Annotated in this window: 16 protein-coding genes; 12 read left to right on the forward strand and 4 right to left on the reverse strand. The window is 45.9% G+C overall.

From position 1 onward, the window contains the following. Positions 1 to 219: 219 nt before the first annotated feature. The 3 genes from ST37_RS18790 to ST37_RS18800 all read right to left on the reverse strand — a co-directional run bounded on the left by ST37_RS18790 (position 220) and on the right by ST37_RS18800 (position 2848). The gene (locus ST37_RS18790; RefSeq protein WP_084889078.1) at positions 220 to 864 is read right to left on the reverse strand and encodes an RpiB/LacA/LacB family sugar-phosphate isomerase; all 645 of its coding nucleotides are present in this window, start codon (positions 862 to 864) and stop codon (positions 220 to 222) included. A gap of 37 nt (positions 865 to 901) precedes the next feature. Further along, positions 902 to 1663: a 2-dehydro-3-deoxy-D-gluconate 5-dehydrogenase KduD gene (kduD, locus tag ST37_RS18795; protein WP_084889079.1), complete on the reverse strand. Its 762-nt coding sequence runs from the start codon at positions 1661 to 1663 to the stop codon at positions 902 to 904. Positions 1664 to 1789: 126 nt separating this feature from the next. After that, positions 1790 to 2848, reverse strand: coding sequence for a LacI family DNA-binding transcriptional regulator (locus tag ST37_RS18800; RefSeq protein WP_084889080.1), 1059 nt, complete (start codon positions 2846 to 2848; stop codon positions 1790 to 1792). 251 nt (positions 2849 to 3099) lie between these two features. On the opposite strand from ST37_RS18800, the gene ST37_RS18805 reads away from it, so the two are divergent. The 11 genes from ST37_RS18805 to ST37_RS18855 all read left to right on the forward strand — a co-directional run bounded on the left by ST37_RS18805 (position 3100) and on the right by ST37_RS18855 (position 15985). Then, complete coding sequence (locus tag ST37_RS18805) at positions 3100 to 4281, forward strand: glycoside hydrolase family 88 protein (RefSeq protein WP_084889081.1); 1182 nt, start codon at positions 3100 to 3102, stop codon at positions 4279 to 4281. 9 nt (positions 4282 to 4290) lie between these two features. After that, on the forward strand, positions 4291 to 6036 hold the full coding sequence (locus tag ST37_RS18810; protein WP_084889082.1) for a DUF2264 domain-containing protein: 1746 nt from the start codon (positions 4291 to 4293) through the stop codon (positions 6034 to 6036). A gap of 31 nt (positions 6037 to 6067) precedes the next feature. Then, positions 6068 to 7711 carry an ABC transporter substrate-binding protein gene (locus tag ST37_RS18815; RefSeq protein ID WP_084889083.1) on the forward strand — a complete coding sequence of 548 codons (1644 nt, stop codon included), beginning with the start codon at positions 6068 to 6070 and terminating at the stop codon, positions 7709 to 7711. Between the two features lie 69 nt (positions 7712 to 7780). Continuing rightward, complete coding sequence (locus tag ST37_RS18820; RefSeq protein ID WP_084889084.1) at positions 7781 to 8773, forward strand: ABC transporter permease; 993 nt, start codon at positions 7781 to 7783, stop codon at positions 8771 to 8773. A gap of 16 nt (positions 8774 to 8789) precedes the next feature. Beyond that, positions 8790 to 9722, forward strand: coding sequence for an ABC transporter permease (locus ST37_RS18825; RefSeq protein ID WP_084889085.1), 933 nt, complete (start codon positions 8790 to 8792; stop codon positions 9720 to 9722). Next, positions 9722 to 10720: an ABC transporter ATP-binding protein gene (locus tag ST37_RS18830; RefSeq protein WP_084889086.1), complete on the forward strand. Its 999-nt coding sequence runs from the start codon at positions 9722 to 9724 to the stop codon at positions 10718 to 10720. The genes ST37_RS18825 and ST37_RS18830 overlap by 1 nt, the downstream gene beginning before the upstream one ends. After that, positions 10720 to 11739 carry an ABC transporter ATP-binding protein gene (locus ST37_RS18835; RefSeq protein ID WP_084889087.1) on the forward strand — a complete coding sequence of 340 codons (1020 nt, stop codon included), beginning with the start codon at positions 10720 to 10722 and terminating at the stop codon, positions 11737 to 11739. Before ST37_RS18830 ends, ST37_RS18835 begins: the two co-directional genes overlap by 1 nt. Positions 11740 to 12135: 396 nt before the next feature. Beyond that, positions 12136 to 13521, forward strand: coding sequence for a glycoside hydrolase family 30 protein (locus ST37_RS18840; RefSeq protein ID WP_084889088.1), 1386 nt, complete (start codon positions 12136 to 12138; stop codon positions 13519 to 13521). Between the two features lie 191 nt (positions 13522 to 13712). Next, on the forward strand, positions 13713 to 14957 hold the full coding sequence (locus ST37_RS18845; protein WP_084889089.1) for a carbohydrate porin: 1245 nt from the start codon (positions 13713 to 13715) through the stop codon (positions 14955 to 14957). A 116-nt stretch (positions 14958 to 15073) separates the two neighbouring features. Beyond that, positions 15074 to 15541 (forward strand): hypothetical protein, encoded by a 468-nt coding sequence (locus ST37_RS18850; RefSeq protein WP_084889090.1) that lies wholly within the window; start codon positions 15074 to 15076, stop codon positions 15539 to 15541. A gap of 3 nt (positions 15542 to 15544) precedes the next feature. Further along, on the forward strand, positions 15545 to 15985 hold the full coding sequence (locus ST37_RS18855) for a DUF411 domain-containing protein (protein ID WP_084889091.1): 441 nt from the start codon (positions 15545 to 15547) through the stop codon (positions 15983 to 15985). A gap of 105 nt (positions 15986 to 16090) precedes the next feature. On the opposite strand, the gene ST37_RS18860 is transcribed toward ST37_RS18855, so the two are convergent. After that, positions 16091 to 17002, reverse strand: a complete 912-nt coding sequence (locus ST37_RS18860) for a helix-turn-helix domain-containing protein (RefSeq protein ID WP_084889092.1) — start codon at positions 17000 to 17002, stop codon at positions 16091 to 16093. 260 nt (positions 17003 to 17262) lie between these two features. On the opposite strand from ST37_RS18860, the gene ST37_RS18865 reads away from it, so the two are divergent. Further along, positions 17263 to 19311 (forward strand): ABC transporter substrate-binding protein, encoded by a 2049-nt coding sequence (locus tag ST37_RS18865; protein WP_084889093.1) that lies wholly within the window; start codon positions 17263 to 17265, stop codon positions 19309 to 19311. The last annotated feature ends 1 nt before the right edge of the window (position 19312 follow it).

Genomic DNA, 19312 nt, shown 5'->3' on the forward strand with positions numbered 1-19312 from the left:
TTTCCAGTAAAGCAGCGCACTGTTTTGCGTGGCTAGTTGATAGCTGCTCGATTAAATCGAACTTAATTTAGTTGTGCGGGGTTAAGGTAAAAGCTAGGATCAAAAAGGCAGCCCCACGGTGACTGCCCTAATCTATAGTGTGTCTAGAATACATGACTAAGCAGCAAATGCCCTAGCATCAAGTCATAGCCCAGACTAGACAACAAGGTGCTCTCGCCTTTATGCGCTTATAAGAGTACGAACGTAGTCTGCAACGTCTTTATCCTGGCAATGTTCAAAGAAACACTCTTGGAAGTGTTTTCCTGATACTGCCTGAGCAACCAATGATTGATCGATAGCTTTTAGTGAATCTAGGTAGCTATCTTTTGTCACGGCTGCTTTTACATCGTTCAGTAACTTGGCATTTTGTTGCTGCGGCTCTGCACGCTCACGTGGGTAACCTAAGCCGCGCTCACCGGTTAGCAAGGCTTTTTCAAACATGTAACGGACATTCAATTCAGCACCCCAACCGTACCCTTTAGCAAAGGCAAGAGACAGGGCATTACCGTTATTGATTTGGTTAAACAAAAACGCATCGGACGGATCAAGACAGTAGCCACAAACTACACCTGGGTGCAGGTTTAGCGACATCATAGCACCTTGGCCTGTACCACAACCTGTAAAGACAAAGTCTACAGCTTTAGTGTTGAGTAAGATGCTAGCCATAATGCCTAGGTGGATATAGGTCAGGTGATGATCATTGTCATCGTGCATACCTACGTTAAATACAGGGTGGCCTAGTTGGTCAGCGACAGCATTGAGTTCATTGACCACAGTAGCATTTTTGCCCGCTTGACTGTTTTCCATCATTAAAGCGATTTTCATTGTATTACTCCAAAGTTAAATAGATTATTTCGGTGCTTTAGCGAGCTAACCAGCCACCATCAACGGCGATGGTGTAGCCATTTACATAATCAGCCGCACTCGACGCTAAGAATACACATGGGCCAGCAACATCTTCAGGTTTGCCCCAGCGCTCAGCCGGAATACGCGCGAGTATGTCTTGATTTCGCTTCTCATCTGCACGAAGTGCTGCGGTATTGTCCGTCGCCATGTAGCCCGGAGCGATCGCATTGACATTGATATTGTGTTTCGCCCACTCATTGGCCATGGCACGAGTGACACCTTGTACAGCGCTTTTAGACGCTGTGTAGGACGGTACGCGAATACCCCCTTGGAATGAGAGCATTGACGCGATGTTGATGATCTTGCCACCACTGTTTTGAGCAATAAATTGCTTGGCAACCGTCTGTGACATGAAGAAAGTCGATTTAATGTTGAGATCCATAACGTCATCCCAATCTTGCTCGGTAAACTCAATGGCGTCGTTGCGGCGGATAATGCCAGCATTGTTGACCAGTACATCGATACGACCAAACTCTGTAACGGCTTGATCTATTACCGATGGAATGCATTCGGTTTTCATTAAGTCTGCTCTGATATCTAAAAACCGGCGACCTAACGCTTCAACTTGGTGCTTAGTGTCGGCAGGATCGGCAAAATTAATACCTACGATGTGACAGCCAGCTTGTGCAAGCCCTAATGCCATTCCCTGACCAAGTCCCGTATTACAGCCAGTTACGATGGCCACTTTTCCAGATAAATCGAACTGTTCTAAAATCATTGTGAGTTCCTTATTAAGATGCTTAAAGCGTCCAAAATGTAAATTTTGGGTGCAAAATTCTTGTACTCGACCGAAATGGTCGAATACGTAGGGTAATTTTTTTTAGATAGGTAATTCGTTTGTTGTCTATTCGAGCTTCTTAACGGAGTCTCGACTGTATAACTGCACACCTATGTTGATTCGAGTAGCAATATCACTGGTGTTGTTGAATTCGTGGAATAGTGCATCGATGGTTGACTTCACCATGTATGAAATTTCACCACCGATTGAACTGAGTGTTGGCGTGACCATAGAACTAATGGACAAGTTATCAAAGCCGATGACTGACACGTCGTCTGGAACGTTGATTCCGCGATTGTCTAGCTCTTCAATCAGGGTAATGGCCGTTCTGTCACACAGACAGAAAATGGCCGTGGCGTCATCAAGCATTCCCGAATCCAGTAACTCTGGAAGGATCAGACTGGCACCAAAGTCAGCGCCGGCTTTACCGACCATTATTTTCTGAGCTAACTCTTTGTGATCAAGCTTATTGCACATATCGATGATATCGATGATTTGCACTGACTCAGCGCCTAACTCTTTAGCTTTACGTTCAAATCCATAGGTGCGCTTTCGAATGGATGGACGGGTTTGCGCTGTGAGCATGGCGAGCTTTTTATGTCCATACTCAATAAGATGTTTTGCCGCTAACTCCCCACCAAGTTCATAGTCTAATGAGACACTAGAAAGACGCATTTTATCGTCGTAGCCATTGACCAATACAATGGGTTTTTCTTGATCAGCGAGCTTATGAGCAACTTCTGGTAATTCGGGCCCTAGCATCAGTACAGATTCCGCACTTTCGAGTTTTTTCAGTATCAGCTGCTGGTCTATTTTGCCGTTGATGAGCGTGAGTTTTGGTTCGATACCCATATCTCTAAGTTGCGTTTGGAACTCGTTCATCATGATGGTGTAGAACTGATCGGGTGAACCTACAGGCACCGTGGTCGCGATGTTCACTGACGTGACTGGCGCAGTCAGCTTTAGCTTTGCAGCTTTGCGTTGGTAACCACTTTTCTCAATGGCTTCTTCAACCTGACGCTTTATATCCGTATGCACATTTGGATTGTTATTCAGGACTCGAGATACGGTGCTTCTTGAGATCCCGGTCATTTCAGAGAGATCTGAAATCGTGACTTTTTTCATAACATTCAAAGTGTAATCCTTAATTTCTACTTGAAATCACTATCAATCTAATTCGACTCTTTACGGTTATTACTATAGATAATTTTTCTCTGAGTTAAAAGGTAAATTTCACAGAATGGGTCTATTTGTGAAATATTTCACGAATGGGATTAAATGTCTCAAAATTAGATCTTGTTCACGGTCGAGATTTTTCTCGTCGTGCATAATCATTTCCAGTTAGTCGACAACGACAAAGATTTAGAGAGTGAAATATGGATAACCAGACCAAATTCGAAAAAATGCAGAGCAATATTCTGCATTCCCTTGAGAGAAATATTCCAAGAGTCGGCACACGTAACCCAGAAATCGGTTATGGCGCCCCTGATTTCAATTGGCGTTACCCAAATGTTTACTACTGGACAGACTCATTCTGGACAGGGCAGCTCTGGCTGGCGTATAGCCTGACTGGAGAAGAGAAGTTTAAGAACAGCGCTCGTATGCGAAATGAGCACTTTGAGCGTGTGTTAGGCACACCCACTTGGATTGATCATGATATGGGCTTTCTGTTCAGCCTTACCGCTGTAGCCGATTACAAGCTCACTGGATGCAAAGAGGCGCGCCAACGTGGATTACGCGCTGCCGAAGCTCTAAGAAACCGTTTTAACTGGAATGGCGAGTATCTTCCTGCGTGGAATGCAGAGGCAGGCAACCCGGGACATGCGGAAGTTGTGCAAGGCAAAATCATCATTGATTGTATGCAAAATCTAGGACTTCTACTGTGGGCTTATCAAGAGACTTGTATAGAAAGCTTCAAACAAGTAGCCATGCAACAAGCAGAAACGTCACTGAAATACCTGATCCGTGATGACTTTAGTACTTATCACTCGTTTGACTTTGACCCACGTACTAACCAACCGGTTGGCGGAAAAACCATGCAAGGTTATGCCGATGAGTCTTGCTGGAGTCGTGGTCAAGCATGGGCAATTCATGGTTACGCACAATTGGCAGAGACCACGGGTGATCTGCGTTATGCCGACATCAGTGCAAAATTGATGGATTGGGTTGTAGAGCATATTACCGATGACTACGTTCCTGTTTGGGATTACCTACTGCCTGAAGGTGAAACACCGTTTAAAGATACATCCGCGGGTGCCGTTACTGCATCTGGGCTATTTATGCTTGCCGATGTCTATAAAAAGGCGGACAACGGGCAGCAAGCTGAAAAATATCAAGCACTCGCAGAGAAAATGCTACTGGCTCTGCATGAGAATCATGATCTGACCAAGTTTGAACATGCTCAGGGGTTGTTATCGGGTGGGGCGTCACACGTACGCAGAACCAATAGCGCTGAAACCAAGTTTTATTCCGATGGCATGTTGCCGTATGGCGACTATTACTATTTTGAAGCCGTAATGCGTGCCCAAGGGCATACCAATTTCTTCTGGAAAAAGTAGGTCGTTCTCATGCCATTCTATAAGCCGTTTTCTGAAAACCCGATGGTCACTAAGCAAGACTATCAACAATTGGTCCTAGATCTATTTGAGCCTGTTCGTCCGTACTTGGCATCACAAGGTGCAAAAATGGACTTTGATCAAGGTGGTGCAATCTTTGACATGAGTGCCAGTGCACTCGAAGGGGTTGCTCGTCTGCTTTGGGGAATCATTCCATTAGTAAAAGGTGGCGGGGAGTTTGAACACTGGGATCTTTTTCATGCTGCTATTTCACAAGGCACGGATCCAAATCACCCAAATTACTGGGGAGTGATGGATACCATCAATCAAACCAGCGTTGAGAAAGCCGCATTTGGCTTGTTGCTAGCGGTGTTACCTGAGCACGGTTGGGCACCACTGGATCCTCAAACTAAAGAGAATTTCGCGCAGTGGTTGGCTCAAATTCAACAGGCGCAAATGCCGCAAAATAACTGGCTATTTTTTACCATTTTGGTTCAAGCAGGGCTTAGAAAAGTCGGTCGCAGCGATCTAGTTGATATTAACAAAGAAGCCAGTTACCTAAAGACACTGAAAAGTTTTTACCTTGGTGATGGTTGGTATGGCGATGGTGCGGGTAAAAACATCGATCACTATGGTGGATTTGCAATCCATTATTACAGTTTAATCTATGCAAGTTTGATTGAAGATGCCGACAATGAACTCAAACATTTGTTCATTGAGCGAGCGAACGAGTTTTGTGAACCGTTTTCATATTGGTTCGCCGAATCAGGCGAATGCATGGCTCAAGGGCGATCGCTTACCTATCGCTTTGCGACTGCAGGCTTTTGGGCAAGTGCCGCAATTTCAGATTTGTCGGCGATGGAGCTAGGAACCATTAAAGGGCTTTGGGCACGTCATCTTCGTCAATGGAAAGACAAGCCTATTTTCACTGCCGAAGGGCTGTTAACCCGGGGGTACGATTACCCGACTCTGACAGTCTGTGAAGGGTACAACTCACCGACGTCCCCGTATTGGGCATTTAAAGCATTTTTACCTCTTGCCTTAGAAGACTCACACCCATTTTGGCAGGTTGAAGAAAAACCGTTGGCACTGAGCAAAAAAGTGTATGCCATGCCAGCGGCGAACACCATTATTCAGCGCGTTGGTGGACACAGCATTGCACATTTTTCTGGCACCATCGAACAGCAGTTCCAGGTCGATAAGTACAACAAATTTGCCTACTCCACCTGCTTTGGTGCAGATTTCGACTCATTGAAAGACAGCCATCAGCTGTTATTTGGCGATAACATTTTGGCAATAAGCTTCGATGAAGGTGTGAATTGGCAAATGCGCATGAATAATCACCACGTCGTTGTTGACGAGACACAAAACCGGATGAGCATTGAATGGACTACAGGCACCTTGAATATCACTACTGTGATTGACGTGCTGGATAATGGCGAGTCCATTCGCACTCACACTATTGAGCTTCCTCAGGATGCATGGATTGTTGAGTCTGGCTTTGCTGTGAGCAACTGGTATCAGCCTAAAGAAACCTTAATCCAACGACAGGGCATTCAGGCCAATATAGAAATTCGAGGCGCCAACGGTACCTCACAAATCATTAGCCTCGATGGCTATGAAAAAGAATCTCGCGATGGATATCGTATACATACGAACGTCGTTTCCCCTAGAACACACGTACCGTATCTGCTGACAAAGCTGAGTGCAGGAAAGCACCAACTGATCAGTCGGTACCGTGTTCACCCTACAACTTAATAATAAAAATATTGAATCAAAAGGACAAATGATGAAAAAGACTCTTATTGCACTGGTGGCGGGCGGACTGGTATCAAGTACATTTGCTGCGGACAACAGTACCCCTAACTTACGCATACTTGATGAGCAATCGACGGCATGGACGCGCAACTTCAACCCTTGGCTGGGCGGCCTAGCGTCTACTGGCTATGCTTACGAGCCGCTGTTTTTGTTCAATCAGTTAGATTCTCAAAAAGAGCACCCTTGGCTGGCTACCAGTTATGAAATCAGCGAAGATCTTAAAACGCTGACCGTAGATATTCGCGAAGGCGTGAAATGGTCTGACGGCGAAGACTTCACCGTTGAAGATATTTTGTTTACGTTTGAGTACACCAAGCAGAATCCATCTATTGATTTGTCTGGGGTTAACACTGCGGTAAGCAGTGTCGAAAAAGTCGACGAAAACACCATCAAGTTCCACCTTGCTGAGCAAAATGCGTTTGTACACCTTAATGTGTTAAAGACCACCATCATCCCTCAGCACATTTGGTCTTCGGTTGAAGATCCAACGCGAGAGATAGTTCAAAACCCAGTGGGTACGGGACCGTTTACTGAAATAGAGCGTTTTACCCCTCAAGTGTATACCCAGTGTGTGAATGAGAACTACTGGAATGACGACATTGAAGTTCGATGCTTGGAGTTCCCACAGTTTTCTTCGTCTGACGCGGCATTAGAAATGATGTCTAAAGGTTCTACCGATTGGCACAACATCTTTGTACCCGATATTGATCGCCTCTACGTGAACTCTGCCGACGGCAACAAATACTGGTTCCCATCGGGTGATGGCGTGCGCTTAACCTTCAACTACGACACAGAAAACGAAGGCGCAAAAAAAGCGTTCAGTGATGTTGAGTTTCGTAAGGCCGCAAGTCTTGCGATGGACCGAGAAGCGATGCGTGACCTTGGAGCCTATGGCTACGTTAAGCTGGGCAACTCTGCAACCAACCTGTCTGGATCGTTGTCCTCATGGAAAGACGACGCAGCTGAAAAAACATGGGCTGAGTTCAATCAGTTTGACATGAGCAAAGCCAAGCAGATTTTGGCTGATGCTGGATACAAAGATGTCACTGGCGATGGGTACATTGAAAATAAAGACGGCAGCAAGCTTGAGTTTATGATCCAGGTACCAAGTGGTTGGGGCGCAATGGTTAACAACGCGACGATTGCGGTTGAAGGCCTTCGCGAGGCAGGTATTAAAGCCAATCTTATTACCCCTGAAACCTCTGCTTACTCTAAAAACTGGAACGGTGGCAACTTTGACGCCAACATTGGCGCTGGTAGCTCAGCCTCATCGGTATGGAAGTTTTACGACTACACCATGCACTCTCGCTACGCGAAAACGGGTAACTGGTGGTCGACGGCAATGCATAACTACGCCAACCAGGACATCGATGAAGCGATTGCGGTCTTAAGCAAAACCTTAGACAGCGACAAGCAAAAAGAGATCGTTGGCGAAATCGAGCGACACTATGCCGAGAACGTTGTGCAAATTCCTCTGTATCTCAATGCGGTGTGGTACTCGTACAACGACAGCCGATTTACGGGCTTCTTTAATGCCGATAATCCAGTTGCACACCCTGCAACCTTTAGTGAAAACAAACTGCTGCACGTGCGCTATATCAAGCCAAGAAGCTAATAATCCGTTCTCCATGCAGTTTAAGAGACCACTATCTGTGGTGGTCTCTTTATCTTAGGGATTCAATCTATGAAATACATACTGAGCCGTTTTGGCTTCTACATGCTCGCATTTATGGCGGCAGTGACGATTAACTTCTTTCTGCCTCGTATGATGCCGGGTGACCCGATACAGTCGTTTTTGGCTCGCTTAGCGCAAAACGGTGGCAATGTTAGCCCTGAAATGATCGCTTCGTTGGAAGCTCTATATGGCTACTCGACCAATGTTCCATTATTTAATCAGTTTATTACCTACATTGGGGCAATATTCTCTGGTGAATGGGGCATGTCGACACGTTTCTTTGCTCCCGTATTTGACGTGCTAGGTCGCGGCATGCTGTGGACTCTACTACTGGTGGGTGTCTATCTTATCGTGTCGTACACCATTACCACACTACTAGGCATTTACGTGGCTTGGAAACGTGGCACGTGGGCAGACTCGGTCATCACGGTAGGCTCGGTCATTATTTCATCGACACCATCGGTTGTGATGGCGTTAGCTATGTATTTCCTTTTTGCATCAAACTTACAGTGGTTCCCAACAGGCTATGCCTACGATCCGCAACTTGATCCAGCATTGAGCTTCGAGTTTATCGGTAGCGTTATGCACCATATCGCCTTGCCGCTGACCTGTATGGTCGCCTTGGGCATGGGTAACGTTATGGGAATGCGCTCTAACATGATCAATCAGCTGGGTGAAGACTTCATCGTAATGGGCTGGGCCAAAGGCGTTAAAGACGACAAAGTGATGCTTCAGTATGGCGCGCGAAATGCTGTACTGCCGATGATCACAACCTTTGCGATGTCTATTGGTGGAATATTCGGTGGCTCATTGATCATCGAAATCATTTTTAACTACCCAGGATTGGGACAGATTACTTATCAAGCCATTTTGGCTCGTGACTACCCGCTTGTGCAGGGATACCTATTGATTATGACAGCGATGGTGCTTGGCGCTAACTTTATTGCCGACTGTCTGCTGTTTGTCCTCGACCCACGTCTTCGTACAGAACTAGAACAATAATTGGGAGAAACACACAATGAAGTTTCTAAAAATAGCAAAACAGTTTTTCCTGGATAACCCAAAAGCATTCATCGGAATCGCCTTGGTGTTTACCGTGGTATTGATGTGCACATTTGCACCCCTACTGACCGAGTATGTAGCATCGGCCCGTGTAGGTCGTCCTCATCAGCCGCCAAGTGCTGACCACATTATGGGGACTACACGTATGGGACGAGACGTATGGGCACAAGTGTTGTACGGAGGTCGTATTTCGTTAATGGTGGGGCTGATTGCCGGTACATTTGTTATTCTTATGGCAATGATTGTTGGCATTACCGCCGGTTACTTTGGTGGCATTGTCGATAACATCCTATCGTTGATCACCAACATTGTAATGGTCATCCCAAGCTTGCCTTTGATGCTGGTACTCGCGGCATTCTTGAATCAGGTTTCGCCGACGGTCATCGCCGTGATCATTGGACTTACCTCTTGGCCTTGGGGCGCAAGGGTACTGCGTTCGCAGACATTGGCGATTCGCAACAGAGACTTTGTTCACGCGGCAGAAGTGATGGGCGAAACCAAAAAACGCATGCTGTTTGCTGAAGTGATGCCAAACATGCTGTCGATTTTAGCTTCTAGCTTTATCGGTACCGTTATCTACGCCGTGATGACGCAAGCAACTCTTGAGTTCATCGGTCTAGGTGACCCACTCAGTGTGACTTGGGGCGGCATGTTATACAACGCGAGCCAAACCTCTGCGATTCGTATTGGTGCATGGTGGGAAATTCTAGCGCCAAGTGTGGCACTGACTCTGGTTGCGATTGGTTTAGCATTGATTAACTTCTCGATTGACGAGATTTCCAACCCGAAACTCAAAGCGCAGCGCATCATGGCTCGATTCCGTCGAGAAGAGAAAAAAGCCGCTAAACAAGCAGCAAAAGAACAACTTAAGACCGCGGAGCAGGCGTAATGAAAAAACTAGTCGAAGTTAAAAACCTGTGTGTGGACTACATTACCTTTGATGGCCGAGTTCGCGCGGTAAATGATGTGAGCTTTCACATTGGCGAGCGCGAAATCCTTGGTTTAGCCGGCGAATCGGGCTGTGGTAAATCGACCATAGCTTACTCGCTGATGCGATTGCACCGTCCACCAGCAATGATATCTGACGGCGAGATCTTGTTTGAAGGTCAAGACGTGCTGGGCATGAACGATGAAGAGCTAAGAAGCTTTCGCTGGAAAGATACCTCGATGGTTTTTCAAAGTGCAATGAACTGCCTTAACCCCGTGAAAACGATTGAGTACCAGTTTAGAGATATTTTTGAAGCTCACAATGTGGTCAATAGTCGAGAAGAATCGATAGAGAAAGCCAAAGAGTTACTGAGAATTGTGGATATTCCTACTGAGCGTTTGTTTGACTATCCGCACCAATTCTCGGGTGGGATGCGCCAACGTGTGGTGATTGCACTAGCGCTAGCGCTAAAACCTAAGTTATTGATCATGGATGAGCCAACAACGGCGTTAGACGTTGTGGTTCAACGTGAAATTCTGCAAAAGGTGTATCAGCTTAAAGAAGAGTTTGGGTTCTCTATCCTGTTCATTACCCACGACTTAAGCTTGATGGTCGAGTTATGTGACCGAATCGGCATCATGTACTCGGGCCAACTTGTTGAGTTGGCACCAGCGAAAGAGATTTTGAGTAAGCCTAAACACCCTTATGCGCACGGTTTAGGGGACTCGTTCCCGACGCTGCACGGCGAACTTCAAGAGATGAAGGGCATACCGGGCACACCATTGGATCTAAGTAACGTTCCACAGGGCTGTCGATTTGCTCCGCGCTGTTTCAAAGCGACCCAAGTGTGTCGCCAAACAGAGCCTAAGTTAGTTGGTGCGGGAGACAACCGCTGGGTTGCTTGTCACGATCCAATGCCAATTGAGTCAATACCATCGTCCACTTTGGAGGCTGTATAATGTCTGTAGCAACTCCTGAAAAAGATTTTGATAAACAGCATCCCGTTGTTTTAGAAGCGAAAAACCTGACCATCGATTTCTCAAAAAAACGCGATTCCTGGTTTGGTCCTAAGCAATACTTACGAGCGGTTAATGGCCTCGATTTTGAACTGCGCGAAGGACGCTGCTTAGCGGTCGTGGGTGAATCTGGATGTGGAAAAAGCACCAGCGCAAAAATTGCGACCAAAATTCACAAAGCGACAGAAGGCGCGATCTATTACCGTGGTAAAAACATTGATGAAATAGATGGTGGTGAAGAGCTTGCAGACTATCGCCGTGACGTTCAAATGGTGTTTCAAGACCCGTTCAGCTCATTAAACCCACTGCATACGATCCGTTACCATTTGATGAGACCGCTGCAGATTTATCATGGATTAAAGCCTGGACCAGAAGCCGACGAAAAAATGGTTGAGATCCTCACGGAGGTCGGCCTTACACCTGCCAAAGAGGTGCTAGGTAAATTCCCTCACCAACTGTCTGGCGGACAAAGGCAGCGTGTCTTTCTTGCTAAAACATTGGCCATTGGCGCAAAAGTGATTTTGGCCGATGAACCCACCTCAATGTTGGATGTTTCTATTCGCATTGGCGTGCTTAACTTGATGAACAAAATGAAGAAGGAGATGGGCAAGGCATTCATGTATATCACGCATGATATTGCCACAGCTCGTTACTTCGCAGAAGACACCGTCGTGCTGTATTGCGGGCATATGGTGGAGTGGGGAACCACTGAAGAGATCACCCAAAACCCGCAACACCCTTACACGCAATTGCTGCTGGCGGCCGTTCCGGATCCAAGCCGCAGCATTCACGAAAAGCTACCCACGCATCGTTCGATGGAAACACCGATGTGGTCGCCCGAGAGAAAAGGTTGCCCGTACGCGGCTCGCTGCCCACAAGCGAAAGCACAGTGCAGCGAATATTTACCAGATGCCGTAGAAGTGGCTCCTAATCACTTTACGCGTTGCCATCTGTTTGTTTAACCAACAAGACCAGCAATAAGTAGTGATGTTGCTGGTCTCAATAACCCCCTGTGCTTCACCCGCTTGACGAGGAGTCGTACTAACTCAAGCATCAACATATTCACATTATTGGCCATTTGCCATGCCACCAGTGTAAATCCTCACTGGTGGCCCTTTTTAACCAAGTAACCACTTGGCTGTATATTGTTTTGAGCATTTTTTTTGGTGTTTAAAATCATATGCTAGCTAATTACCCTGATCTTTTAGAGTTAGCAAATAAAATACGCCATTGATTAACTCAGTGTTTATTATCACTGAATTATTTATATATCATTAAGTTGTAGGGTAATAGAAGAATAACGATCTTCATCGTTATATATTCGAGTCAGTACGTTCAAGGTTTATTAAGGTGGAAAGATGAAAGCTAAGTTGGTAAGAACTAAAAAAGCGAGTAAAGAGTTTTGGACTCCGCAGCCAGATGTCATATTCAAAGATCTCAATGAAGTTGAGTTCAAGCCGCAAAATTTGATTGCAGTAGACTCTTCAAAAGAGTTTCAAGAACATATGGGATTCGGTGGTTCATTTACTGAAGCTGCAGCGGTAACGCTATCTGAGGCGCCAGAAGCGATTCGCCGAGAAGCGTTAACCGCGTATTTTTCTAAATCAGAAGGGTTGGGCTACAATCTTGGCCGCTTGAGCATTCATTCTTGTGACTTTGGACTGGGTAATTACACCTATATCGAAGAGGGTGATGCAGCACTCGACACTTTTGATATGTCACATGACGATGAGTTGATCATCCCAATGATCAAAGAGGCACAAGAGATAGCCGGTGAAGAACTTACTCTGCTCGCATCACCTTGGTCTCCCCCGGCTTTCATGAAAGACAACAATGAAATGAACTACGGTGGAAAACTCCTACCTGAATACCATCAAGCCTGGGCGAACTACTTCTCCAAATTTATTCATGGCATGCAAGATCGCGGTATAAATTTATGGGGAGTAAGCGTACAAAACGAGCCCGCAGCCACACAAACATGGGATTCATGCCAATACAGCGCCAATGAAGAAAAAAACTTTGTTCGCGACTACTTAGGCCCAACGCTTGAAATCAACAATCAAGCGGATAAAAACATCGTGATTTGGGATCACAACCGAGACCTTATCCTAGAGCGCGCTATCCCTGCTTACTCTGACCCCGAAGCGGCTAAATACATTTGGGGGGTGGGTAATCATTGGTATGTCAGTGAAGACTTTGAGTTATTGGGCAAACTGCACGACCTATTCCCTGAGAAGCACATTTTATTTACCGAAGGCTGCGTAGAGTATGGGATTTATGGCAATGATCCTGTTTGGGAAAACGGTGAGCATTATGGCCGCAACATCATTGGCGACTTCAATAACTGGTCGAGAGGCTGGATCGATTGGAACTTGTTCTTAAATGAAGAAGGTGGGCCGAATCACGTCAGTAACTTCTGTGAAGCACCAATTATGTATGATCGAAAAAAGCAGCAACTGATCTACAACATCTCCTATTACTACATCGGTCACTTCTCTAAGTATATCCAAACAGGTGCTAAAAGAGTTTTAACCACAACGACGGCTAAGCCTGTCGAGATCAGTGGTACCGGAACCAGAACCAATGCTAAGTCAGTTTCTGCAGTCGCCTACAAAAACCCCAATGGTGAGATTGTCATCGTCGCTCAAAATGAAGGGCATATTGCTGAGATGACATTAATGGTGGACGGAAAAGCAGTCAATATATCGTTGCCTAATAATTCAATATCAACATTTATTATTTAGTTACGTTAATCCAGCCATCAGTAATGTAATTGTGAGGGTTGTATTACTGGTGGTTAAATAAGGAGGTGTATATAGAAAATTAAACAACCCCAAGATATTTAGATTTATTTTAGTTACTACAAAAAGCAGTTTTCATCTTGAATTTCCATCAAGGTGTAAGTATTTCTGTACCTATAATTATTGGAAAAATAATGACAATTAAAAATATAAACATAGCAGCATTAGCCTTAGCAATTGGCAGCACTTTTTCAGCACACGCATCTACAGATTTTTTTGGATACGCCCGAGCAGGGCTCCATGTTTCCCCCGATAGTCCGAAAGGTAATGGTCACCCTGGCTATATCAGAGCAGAGGGCGCACCCAATAAATACCGCTTAGGTAATGAAGACGATTGGACTGAGCTGGGCGTCCGTCATGACTTATATGAAGAGGGCACTGAGCGCGCTGAGATTGGATTTATGATGGGTACATGGCATAACCCAGAAACACGTTCAAACTCATTCAGTATAATGCAGGCTTGGGGGCAAATGTACGGAATACTGGGCGGTGAGAAAACCAGTTTATGGGCCGGCCAGCGCTACACCCGAAATATTGCCGATGACATGTTGGATTTTAAATATTGGGATAATAGTGGTCGTGGGTTTGGTTTACGCGACATCGAAGCTGGTGACGTGCTGATCGACTTTGCTACGGTGTACAACAATGTCGCGTACACCGATTATCAAGACGATAGCAAAACTCGCCGCTCTGCAGTAATGATGCCCGAGTTTAGAGTTCATGGGATCGACTTTTTAAACGGCAATTTAACTCTTGGGGTGAACTATGCCGTCGTGGTTGACGATACTGACATTAAAGAGCACGTCGGTGAAGGCAACTATGATCGTGACGGGTACATGTTTACTGTAAACCATAAGTCTAACATTGCCGGTGCATACAATATCTTCACGGTGCAAATGAATGGTGGTATTGGTGTTGGTGGTTGGCATGATGGCGAAGGTGAGCTATTGAACCTAACTACTCCGGGCACGAGTTACCGCATCATGAACCACGGTTTCTGTACCATCAACGAGTCGTGGGGCTGTCAGTATTCATTGGCGTACGAAAACATCAGTATGGATGACGCCAATGATGATGGAAAAGACTGGTTTGCCGTAGGTATCCGTCCTAAATACTCTTGGAACCAATACATGCAAACGGAAGTCGAGTTAGGTTACCAATTGGTCAACAGCGAGCGCTATGACGACAGTAACTCATCTTGGAAAGCGACGCTGGCACAGAAGTTCCAACTTGGGACAGTGCCGCATATTCGCTTCTACGCGACCTATGCCGAAGCGGAGACTAACTGGCAAGAAGTGAGTTTTGGTAAGCACTCGTCTGAAGAGAACACCGCGATTGACTCATGGACCTTTGGTGTGCAATTTGAAGCGTGGTGGTAACCACTTACAATTATGCTGAGCATTAAATAGCAGCAAATAGTGTGAAACGGTCCTAATGAATTAGGGCCGTTTTTTGTGTAAGCTATGAGCACTGCTTTTAATGCTTTGGGATAGTGATGGGAAACTCAGTCAGTCAGACACTGCTTGTATTCGTCAGTATTCTAGCCATGCTACTATCCAGTATGGCGATGAGCTCCCCTGTCAGTACCACCATTGGCGTAAATGACAGTGCTATCCATTTAACACACGAACAACACAGTGTCGAAGGCCGCTGCCACCTAGCAGCGGGTGGAGAGTATGCCAGTGACTCCAGTTCGTCTATTGACGAAAAACACTGTCCAACAGTCAATACAGAGCTGTGCTGTCCCAGTACTTGCTTTAACACTTCCTTCGTTTTTCCTTCGATTGCTCAGCTTCAAGTGCATAGCGCAACATTGGCCCTACTGCATCCTGTGATGATCGGTCATAAAATTAGTCGGTTGCAAGGCATATTAAAGCCACCCATCACGTTTCCATTCCCCCAAATACAAATAAAATTCAATAGCTTACTATGGAATGGCAGACAAGACTCTGCTAAAGGATGAAAAATGAAAACGATTAAACGCGCTATTTATTTATGCACAATGATCATGGCAACCAACGCCGTCGCCAACACAACTGTCGAGTTGTATAAGTCCCCCAGTTGCGGATGTTGCACAGAGTGGGCCAATATCATGGAAGAGAAAGGTTATACCGTTCATGTTCATCACCAAAATAATTGGAATGAGGTTAAAAGCGACTTCGGCATGCCAAATCAATTGGTCTCCTGTCATACCGCGGTGATCGATGGCTACATGTTTGAAGGGCACGTGCCTGAGTCGGACATTGCGCGAGTATTAAAAGAGCGTCCACAAACACTGTCTGGATTGTCGGCGCCGGGTATGCCGCAGCACTCTCCTGGAATGGCAAAGCCGGGTGAGGAGTATAAAGACTTTGATGTGATTGCCTTCGATAAGGACGGCAACATGAGCGTATATAGCCAGTATTGATGGTGCTTTATCAACAATAGAGTTGGACTCTCTTAAAAGATGGCCACACTCTATAAATACAACTAAACGCAGTGTTCGGAGTGCTCTCTGTCCACTGCGTTTTTGTTAGGCGTTATTTTTTCGATACTCCAGCGGCTTCAAACCCACCGAGGATTGGAAAGTAGAATAAAACGCACTCGCTGATCGAAACCCTGCTTCTTGACTGATTTGGCTCACCGACATCGTAGATTCGGTGAGCAGCACCCGAGCCCGATGTATACGCATATTGGTGATGTATTTTTTGATCGTCATATCCAGCATATTATGAAAAATATTCATTGCGTACTTGGGGTTAAGCTTCACCGCAGTTGCCACATCATCGACAGTGATTGGGTTTTGAAAGTTGGCGGAAATATAGCTGATCATTTGATGAACATGCTTGGCAGTACTGGCACTAATGTTCTTATCGGGTCTGCCAACTTCAAAATGCGCGCTCACAATTAACTCTGCGTTGTACGAAAGTCGTCGTAAAAATAACCCTACCTCTTCACTAGTGATGTCCTGCATCACCGATGATTCATGGGCGTAATATTTGTGCCAGCGGCGGCACTCTGAGATATGGATCAGGTCCGTGCTCATTGCGCGTGCAATATCACCATTAAGTAGTCGAGCTCCCAGGTTATTGTGCAGTCGCCAGTTAAACAAAATGTGTACCGGGACGGACAATATGGTCATAAACGCGTCGTCACTTACGGCGGTAACGCGATGGGGGACAGTGGCCCAAAACGCGACGATGCTGCCCTGTTCAAACTTGATTTCATGTCCTGAAAGTTCATAGGTTAACTGGCCGTTATGTATCACATTTATCTCAATGTGCTCGTGCCAGTGATACTCCTTCATGACCAAAGGTGCACGAAACTCAACCAGTAGCTCACTGGCATTTAGGGGCTCTTTTATAATCTTATCAAGCCCATTACCCACGTATTTACTGGTCTTGGGGATAAGGTTTGGGTCTTGCAGGGTCATTCTAAAGGTCATGTGGCCTCCTAACGTTTCAGGAACATTGTATGAGACTTAGCCAAAGCAAGGAATGGGGGGATGTCACACTCATCGTAAACTTTTACTTACAAAAATTCCTGAAAAGTTATATTGCGTGAGCGGCAGGAGGCAAACGGTTTACAGGGTTTGACGACTCTCTTATGGTTTAAATGACTTCACTGGTAACGTTTACACTTATCGTTATCGATGAGGGGAAAATAGCAACACCATTATTAAAAAACACTATGGACGTGACGCTAATGAAACCTACAACCCTATTAAAAATTGCCATACTTCCGTCGCTACTGAGCATCTCAGTCGCGCAAGCCTTGCCTAATGGAGCCTCCTCGCTTCCAGAGCCAGCACAAATTCCAAATCGTTTGGAAATTAAGCAGTTTATGCCTGATGAACTGATGCAAGTGAAAGCTCTGGAGAGTTATTCTGAGCCTGCATGGGTCACTGAAAAATTTGTAAACGCCGGTTTGTTACCGCCAGTTAAGGACCGTTTGCCTAAAGAGCCTATCGTGATGATGACCGAATCTATGCCTGATGGTGTGGGTGAATACGGTGGCGTTTTCCGTCACTCTATTGGTGGTCGACCACAAGGTTGGAACTGGGCAGCAGCACAAACTCAAGGATGGGGTGGCATTAACTACACTGTCCAACAGTGTTTGACCAGCACCGGACCTATGTACCAGCTCAAAGGTGAGGCTCTACAAGTGCTGCCAAACCTAGCAACTGACTGGCAGTGGTCCGACGATAAAATGTCATTGACCATGAACCTGCTTGAAGGTGCACGTTGGTCCGATGGCAAACTGTTTACCTCTGAAGATGTGCGTTTTTACTGGGAAGATACTGTTCTTGAAGAGCGTATTCCGTCATTCAGTTCGGCAGACGCTATTGGCTCTGGTGCTAAGCTGGAAGTCGTTGATGAGTACACAATTCGTTGGCACTTCGATAAACCAAGCCAAAATCAAGCGTTGTACAGCATGTCATTCTTAACCTTCTGCCCTGGGCCTGCGCACGTACTCAAAGCGCACCATCCTAAATACACAGAAGGCAAAACATTCGACGACTTCACCAATGCGTTGCCGGCGGATGAGCTACCAGCCGTGACAATGGGGCCTTGGGTACCAACCGATGTGAAGACAGACCAAATCATTGTTTTACGTCGTAATCCGTATTTTTGGAAAGTGGACGAAAAGGGTCAGCAGTTACCTTACATGGATGAAATGCATTTCAACTTAGGTACATGGGAAGGTCGCACCATTCAAACTTTGGCGGGTACCGCAGACTTCTCTAACATGGAAAACCCACCTATTTATCTAGAAACCTTGCGTAAGTTAGCCGGTGATAATGCTAAAGCGACCGCAATGTTTGGTCCGCGTAACTTGAGTTGGGCGATCCAGATGAACCAAAACCCAACCATGTCAGTGGCTGATGCTCGTCAAGAGGGTATTCGTCTACTTAACCGAGATCTAAAATTCCGTAAAGCGATCAGCCATGCGGTCGATCGTAAAACTTTGGGTCAAGCGTTGGTGAAAGGGCCATTTACCGCCGAATACGCGGGTGGCTTCCATCCAGAAACATCGTTTTATGATGCCGACAGTGTTGTTTACTTTGGCTATGACCAAGAGTTAGCTAAGCAATACCTTGCAGAGCTTGGCTTAAAAGATACCGATGGTGATGGGATCTTAAACTTTACTGAAGGTCCAGCGAAAGGTGAAGAGTTGGAAATTGTGCTAACGGTTGGTCCAACAAGCTCAGAAGCCGCGCTCGCAGAGAACCTTAACTCGATGATGGGTGAAGTGGGCATTAAGATCATTCCACGTCCACTTGATAACGTTCAAAACGATGCAGAGCGCGATCGCGGTGCCTTTGATTGGCGTACACACCGTGGTGAGAAAGAGCTCGCGATTCCGTTCCAACGCGTTGAGTGGATTGCTCCAGTCGCAGAAACCGGTCCACTATGGCACCGTGGTAGCAACTCTGATCCGCAGCAGCTTCAAGACTTTGAAAAACGTCTTGCCGAGTTAGCATTAGAGTTCTCATCGGAAGAAGATACCGCGAAACAGAAGGCGTTGATGGCAGAGTTCAATACTCTATTCACCGAAAATGTCTACCACGTAGGCTTGGTCTCTTACCCTGGTGCACTGTTGGTGAATAAGCGAGTGAAGAACGTGCCTAACGCACCAATCCTTGCTTACCAATGGGCGGAAGACGCGGTAATGCGTGAACGTCTATGGGTGCCAAAATCAGATCAGATAGCAGAGCTTCAACCACAAACTCTGCCAACCCACTCTAAGTAAA

The organism is Vibrio sp. qd031, from assembly GCF_002100145.1.
Lineage (GTDB): Bacteria > Pseudomonadota > Gammaproteobacteria > Enterobacterales > Vibrionaceae > Vibrio.

What these genes read in the sequence shown, in the direction of transcription:
- ST37_RS18790 (WP_084889078.1), bottom strand. Translation starts at nt 864, where the DNA reads ATGAAAATCGCTTTAATGATGGAAAACAGTCAAGCGGGCAAAAATGCT.
- kduD (WP_084889079.1), bottom strand. Translation starts at nt 1,663, where the DNA reads ATGATTTTAGAACAGTTCGATTTATCTGGAAAAGTGGCCATCGTAACT.
- ST37_RS18800 (WP_084889080.1), bottom strand. Translation starts at nt 2,848, where the DNA reads ATGAAAAAAGTCACGATTTCAGATCTCTCTGAAATGACCGGGATCTCA.
- ST37_RS18805 (WP_084889081.1), top strand. Translation starts at nt 3,100, where the DNA reads ATGGATAACCAGACCAAATTCGAAAAAATGCAGAGCAATATTCTGCAT.
- ST37_RS18810 (WP_084889082.1), top strand. Translation starts at nt 4,291, where the DNA reads ATGCCATTCTATAAGCCGTTTTCTGAAAACCCGATGGTCACTAAGCAA.
- ST37_RS18815 (WP_084889083.1), top strand. Translation starts at nt 6,068, where the DNA reads ATGAAAAAGACTCTTATTGCACTGGTGGCGGGCGGACTGGTATCAAGT.
- ST37_RS18820 (WP_084889084.1), top strand. Translation starts at nt 7,781, where the DNA reads ATGAAATACATACTGAGCCGTTTTGGCTTCTACATGCTCGCATTTATG.
- ST37_RS18825 (WP_084889085.1), top strand. Translation starts at nt 8,790, where the DNA reads ATGAAGTTTCTAAAAATAGCAAAACAGTTTTTCCTGGATAACCCAAAA.
- ST37_RS18830 (WP_084889086.1), top strand. Translation starts at nt 9,722, where the DNA reads ATGAAAAAACTAGTCGAAGTTAAAAACCTGTGTGTGGACTACATTACC.
- ST37_RS18835 (WP_084889087.1), top strand. Translation starts at nt 10,720, where the DNA reads ATGTCTGTAGCAACTCCTGAAAAAGATTTTGATAAACAGCATCCCGTT.
- ST37_RS18840 (WP_084889088.1), top strand. Translation starts at nt 12,136, where the DNA reads ATGAAAGCTAAGTTGGTAAGAACTAAAAAAGCGAGTAAAGAGTTTTGG.
- ST37_RS18845 (WP_084889089.1), top strand. Translation starts at nt 13,713, where the DNA reads ATGACAATTAAAAATATAAACATAGCAGCATTAGCCTTAGCAATTGGC.
- ST37_RS18850 (WP_084889090.1), top strand. Translation starts at nt 15,074, where the DNA reads ATGGGAAACTCAGTCAGTCAGACACTGCTTGTATTCGTCAGTATTCTA.
- ST37_RS18855 (WP_084889091.1), top strand. Translation starts at nt 15,545, where the DNA reads ATGAAAACGATTAAACGCGCTATTTATTTATGCACAATGATCATGGCA.
- ST37_RS18860 (WP_084889092.1), bottom strand. Translation starts at nt 17,002, where the DNA reads ATGACCTTTAGAATGACCCTGCAAGACCCAAACCTTATCCCCAAGACC.
- ST37_RS18865 (WP_084889093.1), top strand. Translation starts at nt 17,263, where the DNA reads ATGAAACCTACAACCCTATTAAAAATTGCCATACTTCCGTCGCTACTG.